This window comes from Amycolatopsis sp. NPDC004772 (assembly GCF_053601215.1).
In genome coordinates this window covers 12,479-31,686 of record NZ_JBSGBK010000094.1, presented here as the reverse complement: position 1 = coordinate 31,686, position 19,208 = coordinate 12,479, and the positions used below count along the sequence as shown (strand labels likewise).

The following is a 19,208-nucleotide window of genomic DNA, read 5'->3' as shown; positions in this document are numbered from 1 at the left end:
GGGGTGGCCCCCCCCCCCCCCCCCACCGCGCGGCTTACCCTGAACCGGTGGAAAGGCGGCCTGTGTGAGCGAGAGCGTCGGCGAACGCCTGCGTGAGCTGCGCACCGAACGCGGGCTCACGCAGCGCGAACTCGCCGGGCCGCAGTACTCGGCGGCGTACGTGTCGTCGGTCGAGACCGGCGCGCGGACGCCGTCGGGCGACGCGCTGCGGTTCTTCGCCCAGCAGCTCGGCATCGACCCCGACGAGCTGCTGGGCGGCCGGTCCCCGCGAGAGCTGATCGAGCTGGACCTCGAGCTGATCGAGACCGCGGAACGGTTCCTGGCCGGCGACGCCCGCCGCGCGACCCCGCGGATGCAGCGGATCCGGCGCCGGGCCGAGCGCCTGGACCGGCCACGGCAGGCCGGGATCGCGCTGCTGTGGCTGGCCGGGTATTCGACCGGCGACGTCCGCACGAAGTACGTCTCGGACGCCGAAACGGCGCTCTCGGGTGAGCCGCCGCCGGTGCGGGCGATGGTCGTCCCGCTGCGCGCGGCCGTGCTGACCGGCTGGGGCGAGGTGCAGTATTCGGTGCACCTGCTCGAAACCTGCCACGCCGAGCTGCTGCGGGACGGCTACCCGCAGCCGTCGATGCTGCTGACGCTGCGGGCCTGTCTGGCCGAGCGGCACCTGCGCCAGGGCGACCTGGAACGGGCCGCCGAGTACGCCGACTCCGCGCTGCGGCTCACCCGGGGCAGCCCGGCGGTGCTCGCCGAACTGACCCGCAGCCACGTCGAGGTCTGCCGCAGCCACCTGGCGGCGGACCGGTTCGCCGACGCCGCCGCCTCGGTCGCCGCGGCTCACGACCTGATGCAGGAACGGGCGCTGCACCCGGCGATGGCGTACTGCCTGCTGGCCCGGGCCCGGGTGCGCGGCCGGTCGGGTGACGTCGAAGGGGCGCTGGCCGACCTCGCGGCGGCCCGGGAGACGGCCTGGCCGGACGACGTCCCGGCGATCACGGTCGAGCTCGCCGGGGAGTACCTCGCGGCGGGCCGGCTCGAGACGGCGGCGGCCCTGCTCGACCAGATCCGGCCGGTGGTCGTGGCGGGCACGCCGCTGGCCGCGGAGCTGCGGCTCCAGCTCGGCTCGCTGGCCAGGGCCCGCGGGGACGCCCGGCGCGCGGCCGAGGACCTGCGGGCCGCCGTCGAGCTCGCCACCGGGCTGGGCGCGCGCGGGGTGCTCGTGCGCGCGCTGCGGCCGTTGAGCGAACTGCTCGGCGAGACCGGGAAGCAGACCGAGGCGGCGGATGTGCTGCGGAACGGCCTGCTCGCGCTGGGTGCGGAGGACGGGTAACCGTTTTCTAAGCGGTACTAACGAATCCCGATGATCGAGATCGTCCGGCGTTCGGATGGTGTCGCCGACAATCCCTACGAAAGTCGTTCCGACGCGGAACGCGGCGAGAATCCCCTGTTGCAGCGGGGTTTGTACGAATTGATTCGATAATCCGGAACGCGCCGTTGGTCCGTTCGGCGCATTGACGCCCCGATCCGCTGATCCTTTACTCGGATGCGTCCGGACGCATACCTCCTGTTAGCACGCCGGACACGTCTCCCCTTTCCCTTACCGGACCTCGATTCTGCCTTCATGGAAGGAAGACCTCGATGACCCATCGTGGGTTCAGCACGGGCTTGGCGGCCGCCGCCGGGCTCGCCATGACGCTCGCGTTACCGGTGACCCCGGCGAGCGCAGCGCCCCAAGCACAGCCCGCCGCTCCGGAAGCGGCCGCCGCCCGCGCCGCCGACCAGGCGGCCGCCAGCGGTCTCGACGCCCTGCGCCGCGGCCCGGCCGAATCGTTCCAGCGCGTCGGCCTGACCGCCGGCGGCGGTGGCCTCTTCTACGGCGCCTACCAGCGCACCTACCAGGGCCTGCGGGTCGTGGGCGGGGACGCGGTGGTCGTCGCCGACGGCGCCGGCCGCGTCCGCGGCACCAGCGCCGCGGAGACCGCGGCCATCACCGTCGGGACACAGGCACTGGTCGACGCGGCCAAGGCCGCCACCACCGCGCGCGCTCAACTGCCCACTGTGGACAGTGTGAGCACGCCGGAGAAGGTGGTGCTGGCCGGGGCGAGCCCGAAGCTGGCCTACGAGGTCGTCGTCGCCGGGCGCACCGCCACGGCGCCGAGCAACCTGCACGTGTTCGTCGACGCGGCGACCGGTGCGGTGCTCGACAAGCGGGACGACGTGAAGACGTTCGCTTCCGGCGCGCGCACGCAGGCCCAGCCGTCGACGGTCAACGTGGCCGGCACCGGCAACAGCTACTACGTCGGCAACGTCTCCATCGACACGACGCAGTCCGGCAGCACCTACACCCTGCGCGACCCGGGCCGCACCGGCATCAGCTGCGGCCGCGAGGGTGGCTCCGTCTACAGTGGACCGGACAACAACTGGGGCAACGGCTCCGGCACGGACCTCGAGACCGGCTGCGTCGACGTCCTCTACAGCGTCCAGACCGAGTGGAAGATGCTCGCCGACTGGCTCGGCCGCAACGGCATCAACGGCAGCGGCACCGGCTACCCGGCGTCCGTCGGCCTCAACGACGTCAACGCCTACTGGAACGGTTCCTCGACGCACTTCGGCCACTCGCAGGACAACCAGCGCCAGGCCACCTCGATGGACGTCGTCGGCCACGAGTTCGGGCACGGCATCTTCCAGTTCACCCCGGGCGGTGCCGGTTCCGGCAACGAGAACGGCGGCATGAACGAGTCGACCGGTGACATCTTCGGCGCGCTGACCGAGGCGTACGCGAACAACGCCAAGGACACGCCGGACTACGAGGTCGGCGAGGGCGTCAACCTGGTCGGCCAGGGCCCGATCCGCTACATGTACCAGCCGTCGAAGGCGGGCGACCCGAACTGCTACTCGTCGTCGATCCCGAGCACCGAGGTGCACGCGGCGGCCGGCCCCCAGAACCACTGGTTCTACCTGCTGGCCGAGGGCTCGAACCCGGGTGGCGGCAAGCCGGCCAGCCCGACCTGCAACAACTCGTCGGTCACCGGTCTGGGCATCCAGAAGGCCGGCAAGATCTTCTACAACGGCCTGCTGAAGAAGACCTCGTCGTGGAACCACAAGGCCGCCCGCAAGGCGACCCTCGAAGCCGCGATCGCGCTCTTCCCGGGCAGCTGCGTCGAGTACAACACCACCAAGGCCGCGTGGGACGCCATCTCCGTGACCGCCGCGAGCGGTGAGCCGACCTCGTGCAGCGGCGGCGGGCCGGACTTCTCGGTCGCGCTGAACCCGGCCTCGGGTTCGGTCCAGCCGGGCGCCTCGGCGACCACCACGATCAGCACCGCGATCACCTCCGGCGCGGCCCAGTCGATCACGCTGTCCGCCTCCGGCCTGCCCGCCGGCGCGACCGCGACGTTCAACCCGGCCACGATCCAGTCGGGTGGCTCCTCGACGCTGACCATCGCGACGTCCGCGTCGACCGCGACCGGCAGCTACCCCGTCACCATCACCGCCGACGGGGCCAGCACCGACCACACCGCGACCTACACGCTGTCCGTCGGCACCACCGGCTCGTGCGCCGCGGTGACCAACTCGACCCGCTTGAACATCCCGGACTACCCGGCGAGCGCGGTCAACAGCACCAACACCGTCAGCGGCTGTGCCCGCAACGCGTCGAGCACCACCAAGGTCGAGGTGCACATCACCCACACCTACCGCGGTGACCTGGTCCTCGACCTGGTCGCGCCGGACGGCACGGCGTACCGGCTGAAGAACTCCAGCAGCGACTCCGCCGACAACATCGACACCACCTACACCGTGAACGCTTCTTCGGAAGCCGCGAACGGCGCGTGGCAGCTCCGCATCCGAGACGTCGGCCCCGCCGACACCGGTTACCTGTCCTCCTGGACGTTGACCGTGTAGCACGCCCCACCCCGTGAAGGCCGCACCCGCCAGGTGCGGCCTTCACGGCCGTTCTCCCCAACCCCCACCGAAGGAATTCACCGCCATGAAGTGGAAGACACGACTCGGCGCCGGGGTCACCGCCCTGGCGACCGTGCTGGGCGTCGCAGCCGCGCCCGCGGCCACCGCCGCGCCCGCCACGGCGCTCGCCGCGCCGGACATCTCGCTGGCCAACATCAAGACCCACCTCAACCAGCTGCAGACCATCGCCAACAACAACGGCGGCACGCGCTCGCCGCGGGGCGGCGGGTACGCGGCCTCGGTGTCCTATGTGGAAAACCTGCTGAAGAACGCCGGCTACACGACCACCCGGCAGACCTGCACCAGCTGCATCGGGCAGTCGCAGAACCTGATCGCCGAGTGGCCGCAGGGCGACGCGAGCCAGGTCATCATGCTCGGCGCGCACCTCGACAGCGTGAGCGCCGGCCCCGGCATCAACGACAACGGCTCGGGCAGCGCGTCGATCCTCGAGGTCGCGCTGACGCTGGCCCGCACGAACCCGGCGATGGCCAAGCGCGTCCGGTTCGGCTGGTGGGCCGACGAGGAGTCCGGCCTGGTCGGCTCCAAGTACTACGTCAACAACCTGCCGAGCAGCGAGCGCACGAAGATCAAGACCTACCTCAACTTCGACATGATCGGCTCGAAGAACTGGGGTTACTTCGTCTACGACGACGTCGCTTCGATCAAGGCCGTCTTCGACGAGTATTTCAGCTCCATCGGCATCCAGACCGAGGGCGACAGCGAAGGCGACGGCCGGTCCGACCACGCGTCCTTCAAGAGCGCGGGCATCCCGGTCGGCGGCCTGGCCACCGGCGCCGGCGACATCAAGAGCTCGGCGCAGGCCCAGAAGTGGGGCGGCACCGCGGGTTCGCCGTTCGACAACTGCTACCACCGCGCCTGCGACACGACGTCCAACATCCCGGACGCGCCGCTGGAGAAGAACAGCGACGCCATCGCCTACGCGCTGTGGAAGCTGGCCGTCGGCACGCCGCAGGGCAACGACTTCTCCGTGTCGCTGAACCCGACGTCGGGCACTGTCCAACCGGGACAGTCGCTGCAGGTCGCGGTCAGCACCGCGACGACGTCCGGCTCGGCGCAGTCGATCTCGCTGTCCGCTTCGGGCCTGCCCGCGGGCGCGACGGCGTCGTTCAGCCCGGCCACCGTGCAGTCGGGCGGCTCCTCGACGCTGACCATCACGACCACGTCGTCGACGCCGACCGGCACCTTCCCGGTCACGGTGACCGCGGACGGCGCGAACGCCGACCACACGGCGACGTTCTCCCTCGGCGTCGGCAGCTCCTCGTGTGCGCCGGTGACCAACTCGACGCGGCTGAACATCCCGGACTACCCGGGTGCCGCGGTGAACAGCCCCGCGAACGTGGCGGGCTGCGCGCGCAACGCGTCGAGCACCACCAAGGTCGAGGTGCACATCACCCACACCTACCGCGGTGACCTGGTCCTCGACCTCGTCGCCCCCGACGGCACCGCGTACCGGCTGAAGAACTCCAGCAGCGACTCCGCCGACAACATCGACACCACCTACACCGTGAACGCTTCTTCGGAAGCCGCCAACGGCGCGTGGCAGCTCCGCATCCGAGACGTCGGCCCCGCCGACACCGGTTACCTGTCCTCCTGGACGCTGACCGTCTGACCGGCCGCTCGGGGGCGTCCTCCGCGGGACGCCCCTGAGTTGTCTAGACCACCCGTTCGTAGGTAGTCACCGGTTCCCCGCGGCGCTTATGTTGGGCGGACACGCCGCGTCCACCCTTCACCGTCGATGGGAGCCGGGATGTCCGGTCGCTTGTTCGCAACCCTGCTGGCCACGGTGCTGGCCGTCCCGCTGTTCGTCTCGGCCCCCGCGCAGGGGGCGGTGCAGGCCGACACGTGCGCGGTGAAATCGCGGCCCGCCGGCAAGGTCCTGCAGGGGTACTGGGAGAACTGGGACGGCGCCGCCAACGGCGTCCACCCCGGGCTGGGCTGGATCCCGATCACCGACAGCCGGATGGCCCAGCACGGCTACAACGTCATCAACGCCGCCTTCCCGGTGATCCGGTCCGACGGGACCGTGTTGTGGGAGAACGGGATGGACGCCGGCGTCAAGGTGTCCACGCCGGCCGAGATGTGCGCGGCGAAGGCCGCGGGCGCGACGCTCCTGCTGTCCATCGGCGGGGCGGCCGCCGGCATCGACCTTTCGTCGTCGGCGGTGGCCGACCGGTTCGTCGCCACCGTCGTGCCGATCCTCAAGAAGTACAACTTCGACGGGATCGACATCGACATCGAAACCGGGCTGACCGGCAGCGGCAACATCAAGACGCTCTCGGCGTCGCAGAGCAACCTGATCCGGATCATCGACGGCGTGCTCGCGCAGATGCCGTCGAACTTCGGGCTGACGATGGCGCCGGAGACCGCGTACGTGACCGGCGGCAGCATCACCTACGGGTCCATTTGGGGCGCGTACCTGCCGATCATCAAGAAGTACGCGGACAACGGCCGCCTGTGGTGGCTGAACATGCAGTACTACAACGGATCCATGTACGGCTGCTCCGGCGATTCCTACCAGGCCGGGACCGTCCAGGGCTTCACCGTGCAGACGCAGTGCCTGAACAACGGCCTGGTCGTCCAGGGCACGACGATCCGCGTCCCCTACGACAAGCAGGTCCCGGGCCTGCCGGCCCAGCCGGGCGCGGGCGGCGGCTACATGGCCCCGAGCCTGGTCTCCCAGGCGTGGCGATCGGTGCCGGGCCTGAAGGGCCTGATGGACTGGTCGATCAACTGGGACGGCTCGAAGGGCTGGACGTTCGGCAACAACGTCAAGTCCCTGCAGGGCCGGTAGGTCAGGAGTCGCCCGCCGGGATCGGGTCGTTGTACTCCCCCGGCGGGCCGGCGTATTCGCGGCCGCCGGCGTCCGGGAAGGGCCACGGGTTCGGGACGCAGCCGTGCAACCCCAGCGTCTGCTGCTCCATCACCGGCGCCGGCTTGCCCGGGCCCGGGCACAGCTCGTGGCCCTGGCCGAGCCGGTGGCCGGTTTCGTGGGTGACCATGTACTGGCGGTAGACGTCGAGCGAAGCGCCGTAGTTCGGGACGGCGTTGGCCCAGCGGGCGACGTTGAGCACGACGTTGCTGCCGTTGCGGCAGGAGGTGTAGCTGTCCGGGGTGCCGCCGCACAGCCTGTCGCGGCTGGCCGGCGTGGCCAGGTAGAGGGTGAAGTCGGCGTCGTCCTGCGGGCCGACCTGCTGCAGCCGCCACTGGCCGCCGGCGGTCCAGCCGCGCGGGTCGCCGAGGATGGCGCGGATCTTCTTGGCGAACTCGCCGGGCCCGACGCCGTCGATGTCGGTCTCGATGGCGATCCGGTAGCGCATCAGCCGGCCCGACTTCCCGGCGACCTCGTCGCTGCCGGGGGTGAACATCCACTGGCCGGACCCGGTCCGCGGGAAGCTGATGGCGACCTCAACGGGCGGCGCGCTCTGCGTGACGGGTTCGCGCTCGGCCGGCGGCGGCGGGACCGAGGTGGCCTCGCCGATGGCGGTGAGAACCGGCCCCGCGGCGGGCGCGGCCACCGGCTGTCTTTCGCCACCGCACCCGCTCACCGCCAGGGCGAGCACGGCCACGGCCGCGGCTCGTCGAGCGGTTTTCGGCATGGGTCCTCCCGGGGTGCGCGGCTTCAGAAGGACATACGGCCGGTGGCCCGGAAAAGTTGCGGTGACCTGCAGTCGCGGAGCGTCACCGCAGCTCAGGGCCACGCATGTGACGACCGCCACAGCGCCCCAATGTGGCGTTCGGTGCATCCAACGCACCCAATGCGGCGTTCGGTGCATCCAACGCACCCAACGCGGCGTTCGGTGCATCCAACGCACCCAACGCGGCGTTCGGTGCATCCAACGCACCCAACGCGGCGCTCGGCGCGCCCAACGCACCCAATGCGGCGTTCGGTGCGCCCAACGCACCCAATGTGGCGTTCGGCGCGTCCTACGCACCCAACGCCACATTGGGGCGTTCGGGACTCAGCTCAGGAACTTGCGCAGTACCTCGGTGACCTGGCGGATCTCCGCCGTCCGGACGTTCTCCTGCTTCGTGTGCGCCAGGGTCGGGTTGCCCGGGCCGAAGTTCACCGCCGGCATGCCGCGCGCCGCGAAGCGGGCCACGTCCGTCCAGCCGAGCTTGGCCGCCGCGCGGCCGCCCGCCGCCGCCACCAGTTCCGCCGCCGCCGGGGCCGACAGGCCCGGCAGCGCTCCCGGCGACAGGTCCACAACGGACAGTTCGAACCCGGCGAACACCTCGCGCAGGTGCCGCTCGGCCGCCGCCGCGTCGCGGTCGGGGGCGAAGCGGTGGTTCACCGTCAGCACGGCCGCGTCCGGGACCACGTTGCCCGCGACGCCGCCGCTGACCGACGTCGCCTGGAGGCCTTCGCGGTAGGTCAGGCCGTCGATGTCGACGATCCGCGGCGTGTACTCCCCCAGCCGCCGCAGCGGCTCGGCCAGCGCGTGGATCGCGTTCTCGCCCATCCACGCCCGCGCGGTGTGCGCCCGCTTGCCCGAAAGCCGCAGCTCGACGCGCATGGTGCCCTGGCAGCCGGCCTCGATCACGCCGTTCGACGGCTCGCCGACGATCGCCAGGTCGCCGGCCAGCCATTCCGGCAGCTCCCGCTCGATCCGGCCCAAGCCGTTCTTGACCGCTTCGACCTCTTCGTTGTCGTAGAAGACGAAGGTGACGTCGTGCTTCGGCGAAGGCAGCGTCGCCGCCAGGTGCAGGAAGACCGCGTCGCCGCCCTTCATGTCGACCGTGCCGAGGCCGTGCAGGATCTCCTCGTCGCCGGAGCCTTCGCGCCGCGACGGGAGGTTGCCGTTCTCCGGCACGGTGTCCAGGTGCCCGGCGAGCACGACCCGCGACTCGCGGCCGAGGTTGGTCCGCGCGAGGACGGCGTCGCCGTTGCGGACGACCTCGAGGTGCGGGGCCTGCGTCCGCAGCGCGTCCTGGACCGCCGTCGCGATCTCCGCCTCGGCGCCGGACACGCTGAAGATGTCCACCAGCGCTGCGGTCAGGTCCACCGGATCGGCGTGCAGGTCGAGGCTCATGACCCGCACGCTACCGTGGGGGTGTGCGTAGGTTCGGAGTCGCCGTCGGCGGCGCGGTGCTGGTCCTGGTCCTTTCGGGCTGCGGGAAAGAGGCCGGTCCGACACCACCGCGCCAGGGCGGCGAGCCTGGTCCGGACGCGCTGCCGACCAAGCTCGACGCGCTGACCGTCGACCAGTGCTACGCGAGCCCGCGCACCCAGCTGCCGAAGGGCTGTGAGAAGTACGTCACCGAGGTCGGCAACGTGCCGGGCGCGGCCCGCAAGCGCGCGGACGACCGCGACCCGCAGCTGACCGCCGAGGCCGGCAAGCTGGACCAGGCGGTCGGGGAGTTCCGGAGCGCGGGCTGCACGACCGTCCCGGCCGCGGGCGGTCCGTGTTCGCAGGCGCTGGTCGACATCGCCGCCGCCCTTTCGGGCCTGAAGAAGCAGGTAGACGCGCGGCCCACGAGTGGTTGATCCGCGTCACTCGACTACCGTGTCGGGCGTGAGTGAGCAGAGCCCGAACCCCGAAACGACCGGCGCCAGCGGCGTCGGGCTGGCCACCGTCACGACCGACGGGACGGTCCTCGACACCTGGTACCCGCACCCCAAGCTGGTCGAGGGGGGCACCCCCGGCACCGAGCGCCTGAGCGCCGAAGAGGCCGCCGAAGTGCTCGGCGAGGCCGCCGCGGCGCTGCTCGGCCCGGACACCGACCGCGGCGTCGAGGTCGTCGCCGTGCGCACCACGATCGGCAAGCTGGCCGACGCGCCCGCGGACACCCACGACATGTATCTGCGGCTGCACCTGCTCTCGCACCGCCTGGTCCGGCCGCACGGCCAGAACCTGGACGGCATGTTCGGCCTGCTGGCCAACGTCGTCTGGACCAACCACGGCCCGTGCCCGGTCGAAGGCTTCGAGACCACCCGGCTGCGGTTGCGGGCCCGCGGTCCGGTGACCGTCTACAGCGTCGACAAGTTCCCGCGGATGGTCGACTACGTCCTGCCGTCGGGCGTCCGGATCGGTGACGCCGACCGGGTCCGGCTCGGCGCGCACCTGGCGTCCGGCACGACCGTGATGCACGAGGGTTTCGTCAACTTCAACGCCGGCACGCTCGGCGCGTCGATGGTCGAGGGCCGGATCTCGGCCGGTGTCGTGGTGGGCGACGGCTCGGACGTCGGCGGCGGCGCGTCGATCATGGGCACGCTGTCGGGCGGCGGCAAGGAGACGATCTCGCTGGGCGAGCGCTGCCTGATCGGCGCGAACGGCGGCGTCGGGATCTCGCTGGGCGACGACACGGTCGTCGAGGCGGGCCTGTACGTGACGGCGGGCACGAAGGTCGTCGTCGAGGGCAAGGTCGTCAAGGCCCGCGAGCTCAACGGCATCTCGGGCGCGGTGTTCCGCCGCAACTCGGGCACCGGCGCGGTCGAGGTCGTGCCGCGCACCGGCTCCGGCGTCGAGCTGAACGCGGCGCTGCACGCCAACGACTGAAGTCGATCGTTCACCTACTATTCATGAGGTGACCACCGAATCGTTGCGTCGCACCCCGGCCGAGCTGGGCTTGCCGGACGCGCCCGTCGAAGCGCGTCCGGCCGACCCGGCCGCCCACCACGTGCGGGCCAAGCTCGACCGCGAAATCCGCGCGCTGCTCGCGCACGAACCGGGCACGCGCTCGGGCGCCGATCCGGAGGACCTGCACCAGATGCGCGTCGCGCTGCGGCGGATGCGCAGCGTGCTGAAGCTGTCCGGCGAGCTGGTCGGCGACGGCGCCGAGCCGGTGCGCGCCGAGCTGGGCTGGCTGGGCCAGTCCCTCGGCGAGGTACGCGACTACGACGTGCTGATCGGGCACCTGCGCGAGGTCATCGCGGACTTCGAGGTCCGCGACCAGGCCCCCGGCCGCCGTCTCGTGTCGAAGTTCGTCACCGAGCGGGCCACCGCGAAGCGGCGCCTGACGCGGGCGCTGTCGAGTGCCCGGTATTCGACGTTGCTGCGCGAGGTGAGCCTGCTGACGCGGGCGGAGACCGTCGCGCCGTCTGACCGGCCGCACGACCTGATCGCGGGCTTGGCGAAGCCGCACCGGAAGCTGACGAAGGCGGTCGGTGCGCTGCCCGCGGACCCGCCGGACGACGACCTGCACGCGCTGCGCATCCACGGCAAGAAGCTCCGTTACGCGGCCGAGCTGGCCCAGACGTCGGCGAAGAAGAAGCAGGCGGCGAAGATCAAAAGGCTGCTGAAGGCGACGAAGGACTTCCAGACGGTGCTGGGCGACCACCAGGACGCGGTGCTCGCGGCCGAGAGGATGCGTTCGGTCCTGGAGTCGGCGGACGGCCCGATGGGCTTCGTCGCGGGCCGCATCGCCGAGCGCGAACTGGCCCGGCGAGCCGAGGCCCGCGCGACGTGGCGGAATTCCTGGGCGGCGGTCGACGCCGCCGCCAGGGCCCTCCACGCCTGACCGCGCCCCGCCCGCCAGCCCCAAGCTCGGCGAGCCGGCCCCTCAGGACATCGACCACACGTAACCGTCCGGGCGGATGAGCACCCGGCGGCCCGCCGAAGCCTCGTACGCCGCGTACGCGTGGCCGCCCTCGTCCACCAGGTCCGTTCCCGTCGCCGCGCTCCCCGGCGGCAGGATCCGGTACCCCGGCGTCTCGCCCTCGCCGAACAGCAGCTCGGTCGCGTGCGGGCCGCGGAACAGCTCGAACAGCCGCACGCGCTTGCCGTTCGCGGCCACCAGGGGCGCGTCCGGCGCCCGGTCGCCCGGTCGCAGCTCCCCGGTCCCGGCCGGGGACAGCGGGCCGCCCCGGTAGGTGATGTCGAGCTGCTGCGTGTCCTCCCCGCGCCGGTGGGCGTCCTCGTCGCCGTCGACGTACTTCTGCAGCAGGCCCGCCGACACCCCCAGCACCCGGGCCGCCACCGTGCGGCGCTCGATCTCGTAGCTGTCCAGCAGCTCCGGTGACCCGTCCGCGAGCTTCCAGCCGAGGTTGTAGCCGTCCTGGATCCCGGTGTTCAGGCCCTGCCCGCCCGTCGGCGGGTGGACGTGCGCCGCGTCGCCGGCCAGGAACACGCGGCCGTCGCGGAAGCTCGCCGCCAGCCGGATGTTCGGCCGCCACACCGTCGACCAGGCCAGGCCGGACAGCTTGACCGTGCCGCCGCTCAGCGCGTCGAGCCGGGCCTGGACCGCGGGCAGCGCCGTTTCGACGTCGGTCTCGCCGTCGCCGAGCGCGGCGCCGAACTGGAAGTGCGGCGTCCCCGGCAGCGGGCTGAACATCATGCCGCTCATCGGCTCGTCCGGCGTCGCGAACCAGTGGCCGAAGTTCCGGTCGAGGCCCTCGGCCACGACGTCGCCGAGCAGCATCCGGATGGACTCGTCGGTGGTGCCCTCGAACGCGATCCCCAGCGTCTTGCGCACGAAGCTCTTGCCGCCGTCGGCGCCGACCAGGTACTCCGCGCGGACCGTCTCCCCCGTGCTCAGGGTCGCCGTGACGCCGTCGTCGTCCTGCTCGAAGCCGGTCAGCGCGGTGTTCAGCTCGACGCGCACGCCGAACTCGGCCAGCCGGTCGCGCAGGATGCCCTCGGTCTGCGACTGGCCCAGGAACCAGCCGGTCGGATACGGCCGCGACGGCGTCGGCTCGACCGGGTCGAACATCATCCGCTCGCCGACCACCTCGCCGCCGAGGTGGATCTTCATCGGCATCGGGGCCATGCCCGCGGCCAGCACGGCGTCGAGCACCCCCAGGTCCTCGAACACCTCCAGCGTGCGCGGCTGCATCCCGTCGCCGCGCGAGCCGACGAAGTACGTCTCGGCCTTGTCGATGATCCGCACGGCGACGTCCCGCCGCGCCAGCTCGATGGCCAGCGTCAGCCCGGTCGGTCCCGCTCCGGCGATCAGCACCCGAGTGTCCATGTCACCCTCCCAGTGAATTCAAGTTCAGTGAATCTGGATTCAGAATGACGCTGCTAGCGTCCCGTGTCAAGGGAGGTGCCGATGACGGCGACGAGCCGCAAGGAAAAGGCCGCGGAGACCGAGGCCGCGCTCAAGGCCGCGGCCAAGCGCGTCTTCGCCCGGAAGGGCTACCTGAACACGAAGATCACCGACATCACCGCGGAGGCGGGCCGGGCCGCGGGGTCGTTCTACAACCACTTCGCGGGCAAGGAAGAGCTCCTGGAAGCGCTGATGGCCGACATCGCGGCCTCCGGCGACGAGAGCGCCGACAGCGAAGACCACCTGGCCGACTTCAGCGACCCCGCGGCCGTGCGCTGGCACGTCAAGCAGTACTGGGACTTCTACCGCGACAACGCGGCCACCATGCTGGCCCTCCGCCAGGCGGCGATGGTCAGCGAGTCGTTCGCGCGCACGGTGGCCCGGTTCGGCGCGTCCCAGGCGGCCGACCTCGACGACCACCTCGCGTACATCACCCGCGCCGGCATGCGCCTCCCGGCGGACCCGGACCGCTGCGGAATGCTGATCTACAACCTCGTCGACGCCTTCGCGGCGACGTGGCTGCACGACGCGCCGGCGGGCTGGACACCCCCGACCGACGAAGAGGCGATCGAACTGCTGACCCGGTTCGTCTACCGGGGCCTCACCGGCCGCGACTATTGAGTCAGCCGCTCCACGGCCGCGTCGATGCGCTCGTCCGTCGCGGTCAGCGCGACCCGGACGTGCTTGCCGCCCTTCGGGCCGTAGAACGTGCCGGGCGCGACCAGGATCCCGCGCTCGGCCAACCAGCCGACCGTGGCCGAGGCGTCCTCGTCGCGCGTGGCCCAGAGGTAGAGCCCCGCTTCGGAGTGGTCGATGCGGAACCCGTTGTCCAGCAACGCCTTCCGCAGCACCAGCCGGCGGCGGGCGTACCGCTCGCGCTGGACGCGCAGCGCCTCGTCATCGGACAGCGCGGCGACCATCGCCTCCTGGACCGGGCGCGGCACGATCATGCCCGCGTGCTTGCGCACTTCGAGCAGCTGCTTGATCAGGCGCGGGTCGCCGGTCAGGAAGCCGGCGCGGTAGCTGGCCAGGTTGGCCGACTTCGACAGCGAGTGCACCGCGATCAGGCCGTCGGTCCAGCCGCCGCAGACGTCCGGGTGCAGGATCGACCGGGGGTCGGATTCCCAGCCCAGGGCCAGGTAGCACTCGTCGGACACCACGACGACGTCGCGCTCGCGGGCCCACTCGACGACCTTGCGCAGGTGCTCCACCGGCAGCACCTGGCCGGTCGGGTTCGACGGCGAGTTCAGCCAGATCATCGCCGGCTTCTGCGGGCCGAGCGCGACCGTGCTGTCGGCGCGCAGGAACGACGCGCCCGCCAGCAGCACGCCGACCTCGTACGTCGGGTACGCCAGCTCCGGGATGACGACGAGGTCGCCGGGGCCGAAACCGAGCAGGCGCGGCAGCCAGGCCACGGCCTCCTTGGACCCGATCGTCGGCAGCACGGCGTCCGGCTCGATGCCGTCGACACCGTGCCGCCGCGAAAGCGCTCCCCGTGCGGCTTCCCGCAAAGCCGGGATGCCGTGGGTCGTCGGGTACCCGGGGATCTCCGAGACGGACGCGAGCGCCGCGCGGATGCCGTCCGGGACCGGGTCGACCGGCGTGCCGATGGAGAGGTCGACGACCCCACCGGGATGCGCCTGGGCCGTGGCCTTGACCGCGGCGAGCGAATCCCAGGGGAAGTCGGGCAGTGCGATCCGGTTCATTCGCCCTGCGGGGGCAGCGCCTTGATGAAGGCCGGGTCGTGCGCGGTCTTGCCCACCTTGGACGCGCCGCCGGGCGAACCCAGCTCGTCGAAGAAGTCGACGTTCGCCTTGGTGTAGTCCGACCAGTTGTCCGGGACGTCGTCCTCGTAGTAGATCGCCTCGACCGGGCAGACCGGCTCGCAGGCGCCGCAGTCGACGCACTCGTCCGGGTGGATGTACAGCATCCGCTCGCCCTCGTAGATGCAGTCCACGGGGCACTCGTCGATACACGCCTTGTCGAGCACGTCGACGCAGGGCTCGGCGATCACGTAGGTCACTGCGCACTCCTGCTTTTCTCTGCAAACAGCCAGTCCGTGCCGACATTACGCGGCGTCGGCACCCGTTCGGTTGGTGAGGCAAGCCTTAGCCATACCCCGGGTATGGAGCTCACCTCTCCCGGCGGCGCGGGGGCGGGGTCGCCCGGGCGTCACCGGTGATGACGAAGCGCGGTTTGGGCGCCTCGTCTGTGTCACTTTCGGGCTTCTTCTCCCCCACGGCTCGGTTGAACCCTTCGGCGATCTCGTCGACCAGCTTCTCGTTGTGCCGCTCGTCCTTGCGCTGGATACCCACGGTCACCTCCTGCCGAAATCCGCTCCCGCGACTTTCACCGCCTCCGTCACAATCTAGCGGTGAACGCCGCCGAGAAGCTCGAAATCACGTGCAGCAAAGCATGGCCGCCCCTGGTGGAGGATCCCCTGGGTGAGTGGCGCCTGCGCTGGGCGGACGGCTTCACCGGCCGCGCCAACAGCGCACTGGCCGTGGGCGACCCGGTTCGCCCGCTCGGAGACGCCCTGCGCGCGGTGTGTGATTTCGCCCACGATCGAGGGATCACCCCGATGGTGCAGGTGGTCCGCGACAGCCCGAACGAACACGCCATCGCCACGGCCGGCTGGCACCAGGCCACCGGCCACGGCGCCGGCCACGAGGTCGTGGTGCTCACCGTGCCGCTGGGGCGAGGGCCCGCCGGGCCAGGCGGGGAGCCCGCGCTCCTGGGAGTCAGGCTGGAGCCCGGGCCCGCCATGCCAGGCGCCGAGGTCGGCGGGGAGCCCGTGGTCCCGGGCGGCACTGTGGCCGAACGCCACATTGGGTGCGTTGGATGCACCGAACGCCACATTGGGTGCGTTGGACGCGCCGAACGCCACATTGGGTGCGTTGAATGCAGCGAGCAGCCCGCACCTCCCGCCCCCGTCGGCGACCACCCCGACCCGGCGATCCCGGCCGTCACCATCGGCGACGAACCCGCCCCCGGCTGGTGGACACTCGCCATGCGGCCCACCGAGGACTCCCCGGCCGCGCGCCAGGTCCTGAGCGGCGGGAAGATCGGCTACGGCGCCGCCCTGGTCGACGGGGTGCTCGCCGGGGTCGTCCGAGGGGCCCTGGTCGACGACTGGCTGCACGTCGGCCGCCTCGAAGTCGCCCCCGCCTTCCGCCGCCGCGGGCTGGCGTCCGCGCTGATGGGCGCGGTGCACGCGTGGGGCGTGGAACACGGGGCGGTCCACTCGGTGTTGCAGGTCGCGGAACGGAATTCGGGCGCGCTCGCGCTCTACGCGGGGCTCGGCTACGCCCCGCACCACAAATACCGGTACTGGGTGCCCGCACCCGGCTCGTGCGAGGATTCGACGTCGTGAAGATCGTGGTAGTGGTCGGCGGAGTGGGCGGGGCCCGCTTCCTGCTGGGTGTCAAGGCAGCGCTGGGCATGGCACCCGAGGGTGCCTCCGAGTCGGAGCACGAGGTGACGGCGCTGGTCAACACCGGCGACGACGTCTGGATGCACGGGCTGCGGATCTGTCCCGACCTGGACACCTGCATGTACACCCTGGGCGGCGGGATCGACTCCGAACGCGGCTGGGGGCACTCGGGCGAGACCTGGGTCGTCAAGGAGGAGCTGGCCGCCTACGGCGCCGACCCGGACTGGTTCGGGCTCGGCGACAAGGACATCGCCACCCACCTGATCCGGTCGCGGATGCTGCGCGCGGGCTACCCGCTCTCGGCCGTCACCGAGGCCCTGTGCGACCGCTGGCAGCCCGGCGTCCGGCTGCTGCCGATGTCCGACGACCGCGTCGAGACGCACGTCGTCATCGACGACCCGGAGCAGGACGGCCAGCAGAAGGCGATCCACTTCCAGGAGTGGTGGGTGCGCTACCGCGCCGAGCCGACGGCGCACTCGATCGTCGCCGTCGGCGCCGACGAGGCCAAGCCCGCCCCCGGCGTGCCGGAAGCGATCAAGGACGCCGACGCGGTGCTGTTCGCGCCGTCGAACCCGGTCGTGTCGGTCGGCACCGTGCTGGGCGTGCCCGGGGTGCGGGACGCGCTGCGCAAGACGTCCGCCCGCGTCGTCGGGGTGTCGCCGATCATCGGCGGCAAGGCGCTGCGCGGGATGGCCGACGCGTGCCTGACCGCGATCGGCGTCGAGACGTCCGCCGAGGCGGTGGGCCGGCACTACGGCTCCCGCGAGGACGGCGGCGTGCTCGACGGCTGGCTGATCGCGGAAGGCGAGACGGCCGACGTGCCGGGCGTGACCGTCCGCGACGTCCCGCTGCTGATGTCCGATGTGGACGCGACCGCGGCGATGGCCCGCGCCGCCCTCGAACTGGCTGGAGCCCCCGTTGAGTGACCACGCTGCCCCCAAGCTGGAGATCCTGCCCGTCGCCGGGCTGCCGGAGTTCCGCCCGGGCGACGACCTGACCGGCGCGATCGTCGCCGCCGCGCCCTGGCTGCGGTCGGGGGACGTCCTGGTCGTGACCAGCAAGATCGTCTCGAAGGCCGAGGGCAGGCTGGTGCGCGTGCCGTCGGACCCGGAGGCCCGCGACGCCGAACGCCGGAAGCTCGTCGAGCAGGAGGCCGTGCGGATCGTCGCGCGGATCGCCCGGACCGTGATCACCCAGAACCACCTGGGGATCGTGCAGGCGGCGTCCGGGATCGACGCGTCCAATGTGGCCGGTGACGAGGTCGCGCTGCTGCCCGCCGACCCGGACGCGTCGGCGCTGGCGCTGCGCAACGGGCTGCGGGAGCGGCTCGGCGTCGAGGTCGCCGTCGTCGTCACCGACACCATGGGGCGGGCCTGGCGGGTCGGGCAGACCGACGCCGCCATCGGGTCTTCGGGGCTGCGCGTGCTGCACGCCTACCGCGGGGAGGTCGACGGGCAGGGCAACGAGCTGGCCGTCACCGAGGTCGCGATCGCCGACGAGCTCGCCGCGGCCGCCGACCTGGTCAAGGGCAAGCTGGGCGGGACGCCGGTCGCGGTCGTCCGCGGGTTCTTCCCGGAGGACGACGGCTCGGCCGCGCGGGACCTGGTCCGCCCGCTGGAGGAGGACCTGTTCCGGCTGGGCGCCAACGAGGCCGTCGCGCAGGGACGGCGTGAGGCCGTCCCGGCCAGGCGTTCGGTGCGGCAGTTCGCGGACGAGCCGGTCTCCCCCGCCTCGATCCGGCGGGCGGTGGGGTCCGCGCTGACCGCGCCCGCGCCGCACCACACGCACCCGGTCCGGTTCGTCTGGCTGCGCGATTCCGGCGTCCGGAAGAAGCTGCTGGACGCGATGCGCGAGTCGTGGCAGGCCGACCTGTCCGGCGACGAGTTCACGCCGGAGCAGATCGCGAAGCGGCTCAGCCGGGGCGACATCCTGTACCGGGCACCCGAGATCGTCCTCCCGTTCCTGGTGCCGGACGGCGCGCACACCTACCGCGACGACCGCCGCAACGACTGCGAGAAGACGATGTTCACGGTAGCCGGCGGCGCCGCGGTCCAGGGCCTGCTGGTCGCGCTGGCGGCCGAGGGCCTGGGGTCGTGCTGGATCGGCTCGACGATCTTCGCCGCGGACGTCGTCCGCGAGGTCCTCGGTCTCGACGAGCGCTGGCAGCCGCTGGGCTCGGTCGCCGTGGGCGTGCCGCTCACCGAGCCGGAACCGCGTGGGCCGGCCCTGGCCGGGGAAGGACTGCTGGAGCTGTGAGCCTGCACGCGGACGCCGTCACGACGCTTTCGTCGTGGCGGCCTGCGGTCGCGTCCCAGGAGTCGCTGCGCCAGGCGTTCCTCGGGTTCCTGGCCGCGCGCGACGATTCGTGCCGGCGCTCCTGCGCGGCCGGGCACCTGACGGCGTCGGCGGTGGTCCTGGACCACACCGGCACGCGGGTGCTGCTGACGCTGCACCCACGGGTCGGCCGCTGGCTGCAGCTCGGCGGCCACTGCGAGCCGTCGGACGAATCGCTGGTCGGGGCGGCGCTGCGGGAGGCCACCGAGGAGTCCGGGATCGCCGGGCTGCGTCTCGTCGCGGAGCCGGTGCACCTGGACGTCCACCCGATCACGTGCTCGCTCGGGGTGCCGACCCGGCACTTCGACGTCCGCTTCGCGGTGCACGCGCCGGCCGGCGCGGAGCCGGTGCGCAGCGACGAGTCCGACGACCTCCGGTGGTGGCCGGCGGACGCGCTGCCGGAGGGGTCCGAAGATCTCGCCGATCTGGTGAAAGCGGCCGTTCCTGTCGGTGCCGGGCGATAGCCTGGTCC

At 71.9% G+C, this 19,208-nt stretch carries 18 protein-coding genes; 12 read left to right on the top strand and 6 right to left on the bottom strand.

What is annotated here, in order from left to right; translation table 11 throughout:
• Positions 1 to 64 precede the first annotated feature (64 nt).
• The 4 genes from ACWEF6_RS36320 to ACWEF6_RS36305 all read left to right on the top strand — a co-directional run bounded on the left by ACWEF6_RS36320 (position 65) and on the right by ACWEF6_RS36305 (position 6,775).
• Positions 65 to 1,330 carry a helix-turn-helix domain-containing protein gene (locus ACWEF6_RS36320; protein WP_449687090.1) on the top strand — a complete coding sequence of 422 codons (1,266 nt, stop codon included), beginning with the start codon at positions 65 to 67 and terminating at the stop codon, positions 1,328 to 1,330.
• Positions 1,331 to 1,638: 308 nt separating this feature from the next.
• Positions 1,639 to 3,903 carry a M4 family metallopeptidase gene (locus tag ACWEF6_RS36315; RefSeq protein ID WP_449687089.1) on the top strand — a complete coding sequence of 755 codons (2,265 nt, stop codon included), beginning with the start codon at positions 1,639 to 1,641 and terminating at the stop codon, positions 3,901 to 3,903.
• 85 nt (positions 3,904 to 3,988) lie between these two features.
• The gene (locus ACWEF6_RS36310) at positions 3,989 to 5,593 is read left to right on the top strand and encodes a M28 family metallopeptidase (protein ID WP_449687088.1); all 1,605 of its coding nucleotides are present in this window, start codon (positions 3,989 to 3,991) and stop codon (positions 5,591 to 5,593) included.
• A 138-nt stretch (positions 5,594 to 5,731) separates the two neighbouring features.
• A complete protein-coding gene (locus tag ACWEF6_RS36305) occupies positions 5,732 to 6,775 on the top strand; it encodes a chitinase (RefSeq protein WP_449687087.1) in 1,044 nt (347 codons plus the stop codon).
• A 1-nt stretch (position 6,776) separates the two neighbouring features.
• On the opposite strand, the gene ACWEF6_RS36300 is transcribed toward ACWEF6_RS36305, so the two are convergent.
• Both ACWEF6_RS36300 and dapE read right to left on the bottom strand, forming a co-directional pair.
• Complete coding sequence (locus ACWEF6_RS36300) at positions 6,777 to 7,580, bottom strand: DUF3152 domain-containing protein (RefSeq protein ID WP_449687086.1); 804 nt, start codon at positions 7,578 to 7,580, stop codon at positions 6,777 to 6,779.
• A gap of 363 nt (positions 7,581 to 7,943) precedes the next feature.
• Positions 7,944 to 9,014, bottom strand: coding sequence for a succinyl-diaminopimelate desuccinylase (gene dapE / locus ACWEF6_RS36295; RefSeq protein ID WP_449687085.1), 1,071 nt, complete (start codon positions 9,012 to 9,014; stop codon positions 7,944 to 7,946).
• Positions 9,015 to 9,037: 23 nt separating this feature from the next.
• Here dapE and ACWEF6_RS36290 point away from each other — a divergent pair, with 23 nt between their 5' ends.
• Genes ACWEF6_RS36290 through ACWEF6_RS36280 form a run of 3 tightly spaced genes read left to right on the top strand, consistent with a single transcriptional unit; the run spans position 9,038 to position 11,442 of the window.
• Entirely contained in the window at positions 9,038 to 9,469 is a 432-nt protein-coding gene (locus ACWEF6_RS36290; protein ID WP_310970872.1) for a hypothetical protein, read from the top strand.
• A gap of 28 nt (positions 9,470 to 9,497) precedes the next feature.
• Positions 9,498 to 10,481 carry a 2,3,4,5-tetrahydropyridine-2,6-dicarboxylate N-succinyltransferase gene (gene dapD / locus ACWEF6_RS36285; protein WP_449687084.1) on the top strand — a complete coding sequence of 328 codons (984 nt, stop codon included), beginning with the start codon at positions 9,498 to 9,500 and terminating at the stop codon, positions 10,479 to 10,481.
• Positions 10,482 to 10,509: 28 nt separating this feature from the next.
• On the top strand, positions 10,510 to 11,442 hold the full coding sequence (locus ACWEF6_RS36280) for a CHAD domain-containing protein (protein ID WP_449687083.1): 933 nt from the start codon (positions 10,510 to 10,512) through the stop codon (positions 11,440 to 11,442).
• Positions 11,443 to 11,484: 42 nt separating this feature from the next.
• Here the strand turns inward: ACWEF6_RS36280 and ACWEF6_RS36275 are convergent, their stop codons facing one another.
• Positions 11,485 to 12,891 (bottom strand): FAD-dependent monooxygenase, encoded by a 1,407-nt coding sequence (locus ACWEF6_RS36275; protein WP_449687082.1) that lies wholly within the window; start codon positions 12,889 to 12,891, stop codon positions 11,485 to 11,487.
• 81 nt (positions 12,892 to 12,972) lie between these two features.
• Between ACWEF6_RS36275 and ACWEF6_RS36270 the strand changes: the two genes are divergently transcribed.
• Complete coding sequence (locus ACWEF6_RS36270; RefSeq protein WP_310970879.1) at positions 12,973 to 13,590, top strand: TetR/AcrR family transcriptional regulator; 618 nt, start codon at positions 12,973 to 12,975, stop codon at positions 13,588 to 13,590.
• Here the strand turns inward: ACWEF6_RS36270 and dapC are convergent.
• The 3 genes from dapC to ACWEF6_RS36255 form a co-directional block, all read right to left on the bottom strand.
• Positions 13,584 to 14,675 carry a succinyldiaminopimelate transaminase gene (dapC, locus tag ACWEF6_RS36265; RefSeq protein WP_449687081.1) on the bottom strand — a complete coding sequence of 364 codons (1,092 nt, stop codon included), beginning with the start codon at positions 14,673 to 14,675 and terminating at the stop codon, positions 13,584 to 13,586. The two genes, ACWEF6_RS36270 and dapC, sit on opposite strands and share 7 nt — an antisense overlap.
• The gene (gene fdxA, locus ACWEF6_RS36260) at positions 14,672 to 14,992 is read right to left on the bottom strand and encodes a ferredoxin (RefSeq protein ID WP_003083029.1); all 321 of its coding nucleotides are present in this window, start codon (positions 14,990 to 14,992) and stop codon (positions 14,672 to 14,674) included. Before fdxA ends, dapC begins: the two co-directional genes overlap by 4 nt.
• Before the next feature lie 109 nt (positions 14,993 to 15,101).
• A complete protein-coding gene (locus tag ACWEF6_RS36255) occupies positions 15,102 to 15,284 on the bottom strand; it encodes a hypothetical protein (RefSeq protein ID WP_449687080.1) in 183 nt (60 codons plus the stop codon).
• A 59-nt stretch (positions 15,285 to 15,343) separates the two neighbouring features.
• Here ACWEF6_RS36255 and ACWEF6_RS36250 point away from each other — a divergent pair, with 59 nt between their 5' ends.
• Genes ACWEF6_RS36250 through ACWEF6_RS36235 form a run of 4 tightly spaced genes read left to right on the top strand, consistent with a single transcriptional unit; the run spans position 15,344 to position 19,200 of the window.
• Positions 15,344 to 16,342: a GNAT family N-acetyltransferase gene (locus tag ACWEF6_RS36250; RefSeq protein ID WP_449687079.1), complete on the top strand. Its 999-nt coding sequence runs from the start codon at positions 15,344 to 15,346 to the stop codon at positions 16,340 to 16,342.
• Positions 16,339 to 17,328 (top strand): 2-phospho-L-lactate transferase, encoded by a 990-nt coding sequence (cofD, locus tag ACWEF6_RS36245; RefSeq protein ID WP_449687078.1) that lies wholly within the window; start codon positions 16,339 to 16,341, stop codon positions 17,326 to 17,328. Before ACWEF6_RS36250 ends, cofD begins: the two co-directional genes overlap by 4 nt.
• On the top strand, positions 17,264 to 18,658 hold the full coding sequence (locus tag ACWEF6_RS36240) for a coenzyme F420-0:L-glutamate ligase (RefSeq protein WP_449687077.1): 1,395 nt from the start codon (positions 17,264 to 17,266) through the stop codon (positions 18,656 to 18,658). The genes cofD and ACWEF6_RS36240 overlap by 65 nt, the downstream gene beginning before the upstream one ends.
• Positions 18,655 to 19,200, top strand: a complete 546-nt coding sequence (locus ACWEF6_RS36235; RefSeq protein WP_449687076.1) for an NUDIX hydrolase — start codon at positions 18,655 to 18,657, stop codon at positions 19,198 to 19,200. The genes ACWEF6_RS36240 and ACWEF6_RS36235 overlap by 4 nt, the downstream gene beginning before the upstream one ends.
• The last annotated feature ends 8 nt before the right edge of the window (positions 19,201 to 19,208 follow it).

Bases quoted from the DNA above. Each gene is read 5' to 3' on its own strand.
- ACWEF6_RS36315 (WP_449687089.1), top strand. From the start codon at position 1,639: ATGACCCATCGTGGGTTCAGCACGGGCTTGGCGGCCGCCGCCGGGCTC.
- ACWEF6_RS36310 (WP_449687088.1), top strand. From the start codon at position 3,989: ATGAAGTGGAAGACACGACTCGGCGCCGGGGTCACCGCCCTGGCGACC.
- ACWEF6_RS36305 (WP_449687087.1), top strand. From the start codon at position 5,732: ATGTCCGGTCGCTTGTTCGCAACCCTGCTGGCCACGGTGCTGGCCGTC.
- ACWEF6_RS36300 (WP_449687086.1), bottom strand. From the start codon at position 7,580: ATGCCGAAAACCGCTCGACGAGCCGCGGCCGTGGCCGTGCTCGCCCTG.
- dapE (WP_449687085.1), bottom strand. From the start codon at position 9,014: ATGAGCCTCGACCTGCACGCCGATCCGGTGGACCTGACCGCAGCGCTG.
- ACWEF6_RS36275 (WP_449687082.1), bottom strand. From the start codon at position 12,891: ATGGACACTCGGGTGCTGATCGCCGGAGCGGGACCGACCGGGCTGACG.
- ACWEF6_RS36270 (WP_310970879.1), top strand. From the start codon at position 12,973: ATGACGGCGACGAGCCGCAAGGAAAAGGCCGCGGAGACCGAGGCCGCG.
- dapC (WP_449687081.1), bottom strand. From the start codon at position 14,675: ATGAACCGGATCGCACTGCCCGACTTCCCCTGGGATTCGCTCGCCGCG.
- ACWEF6_RS36240 (WP_449687077.1), top strand. From the start codon at position 17,264: ATGTGGACGCGACCGCGGCGATGGCCCGCGCCGCCCTCGAACTGGCTG.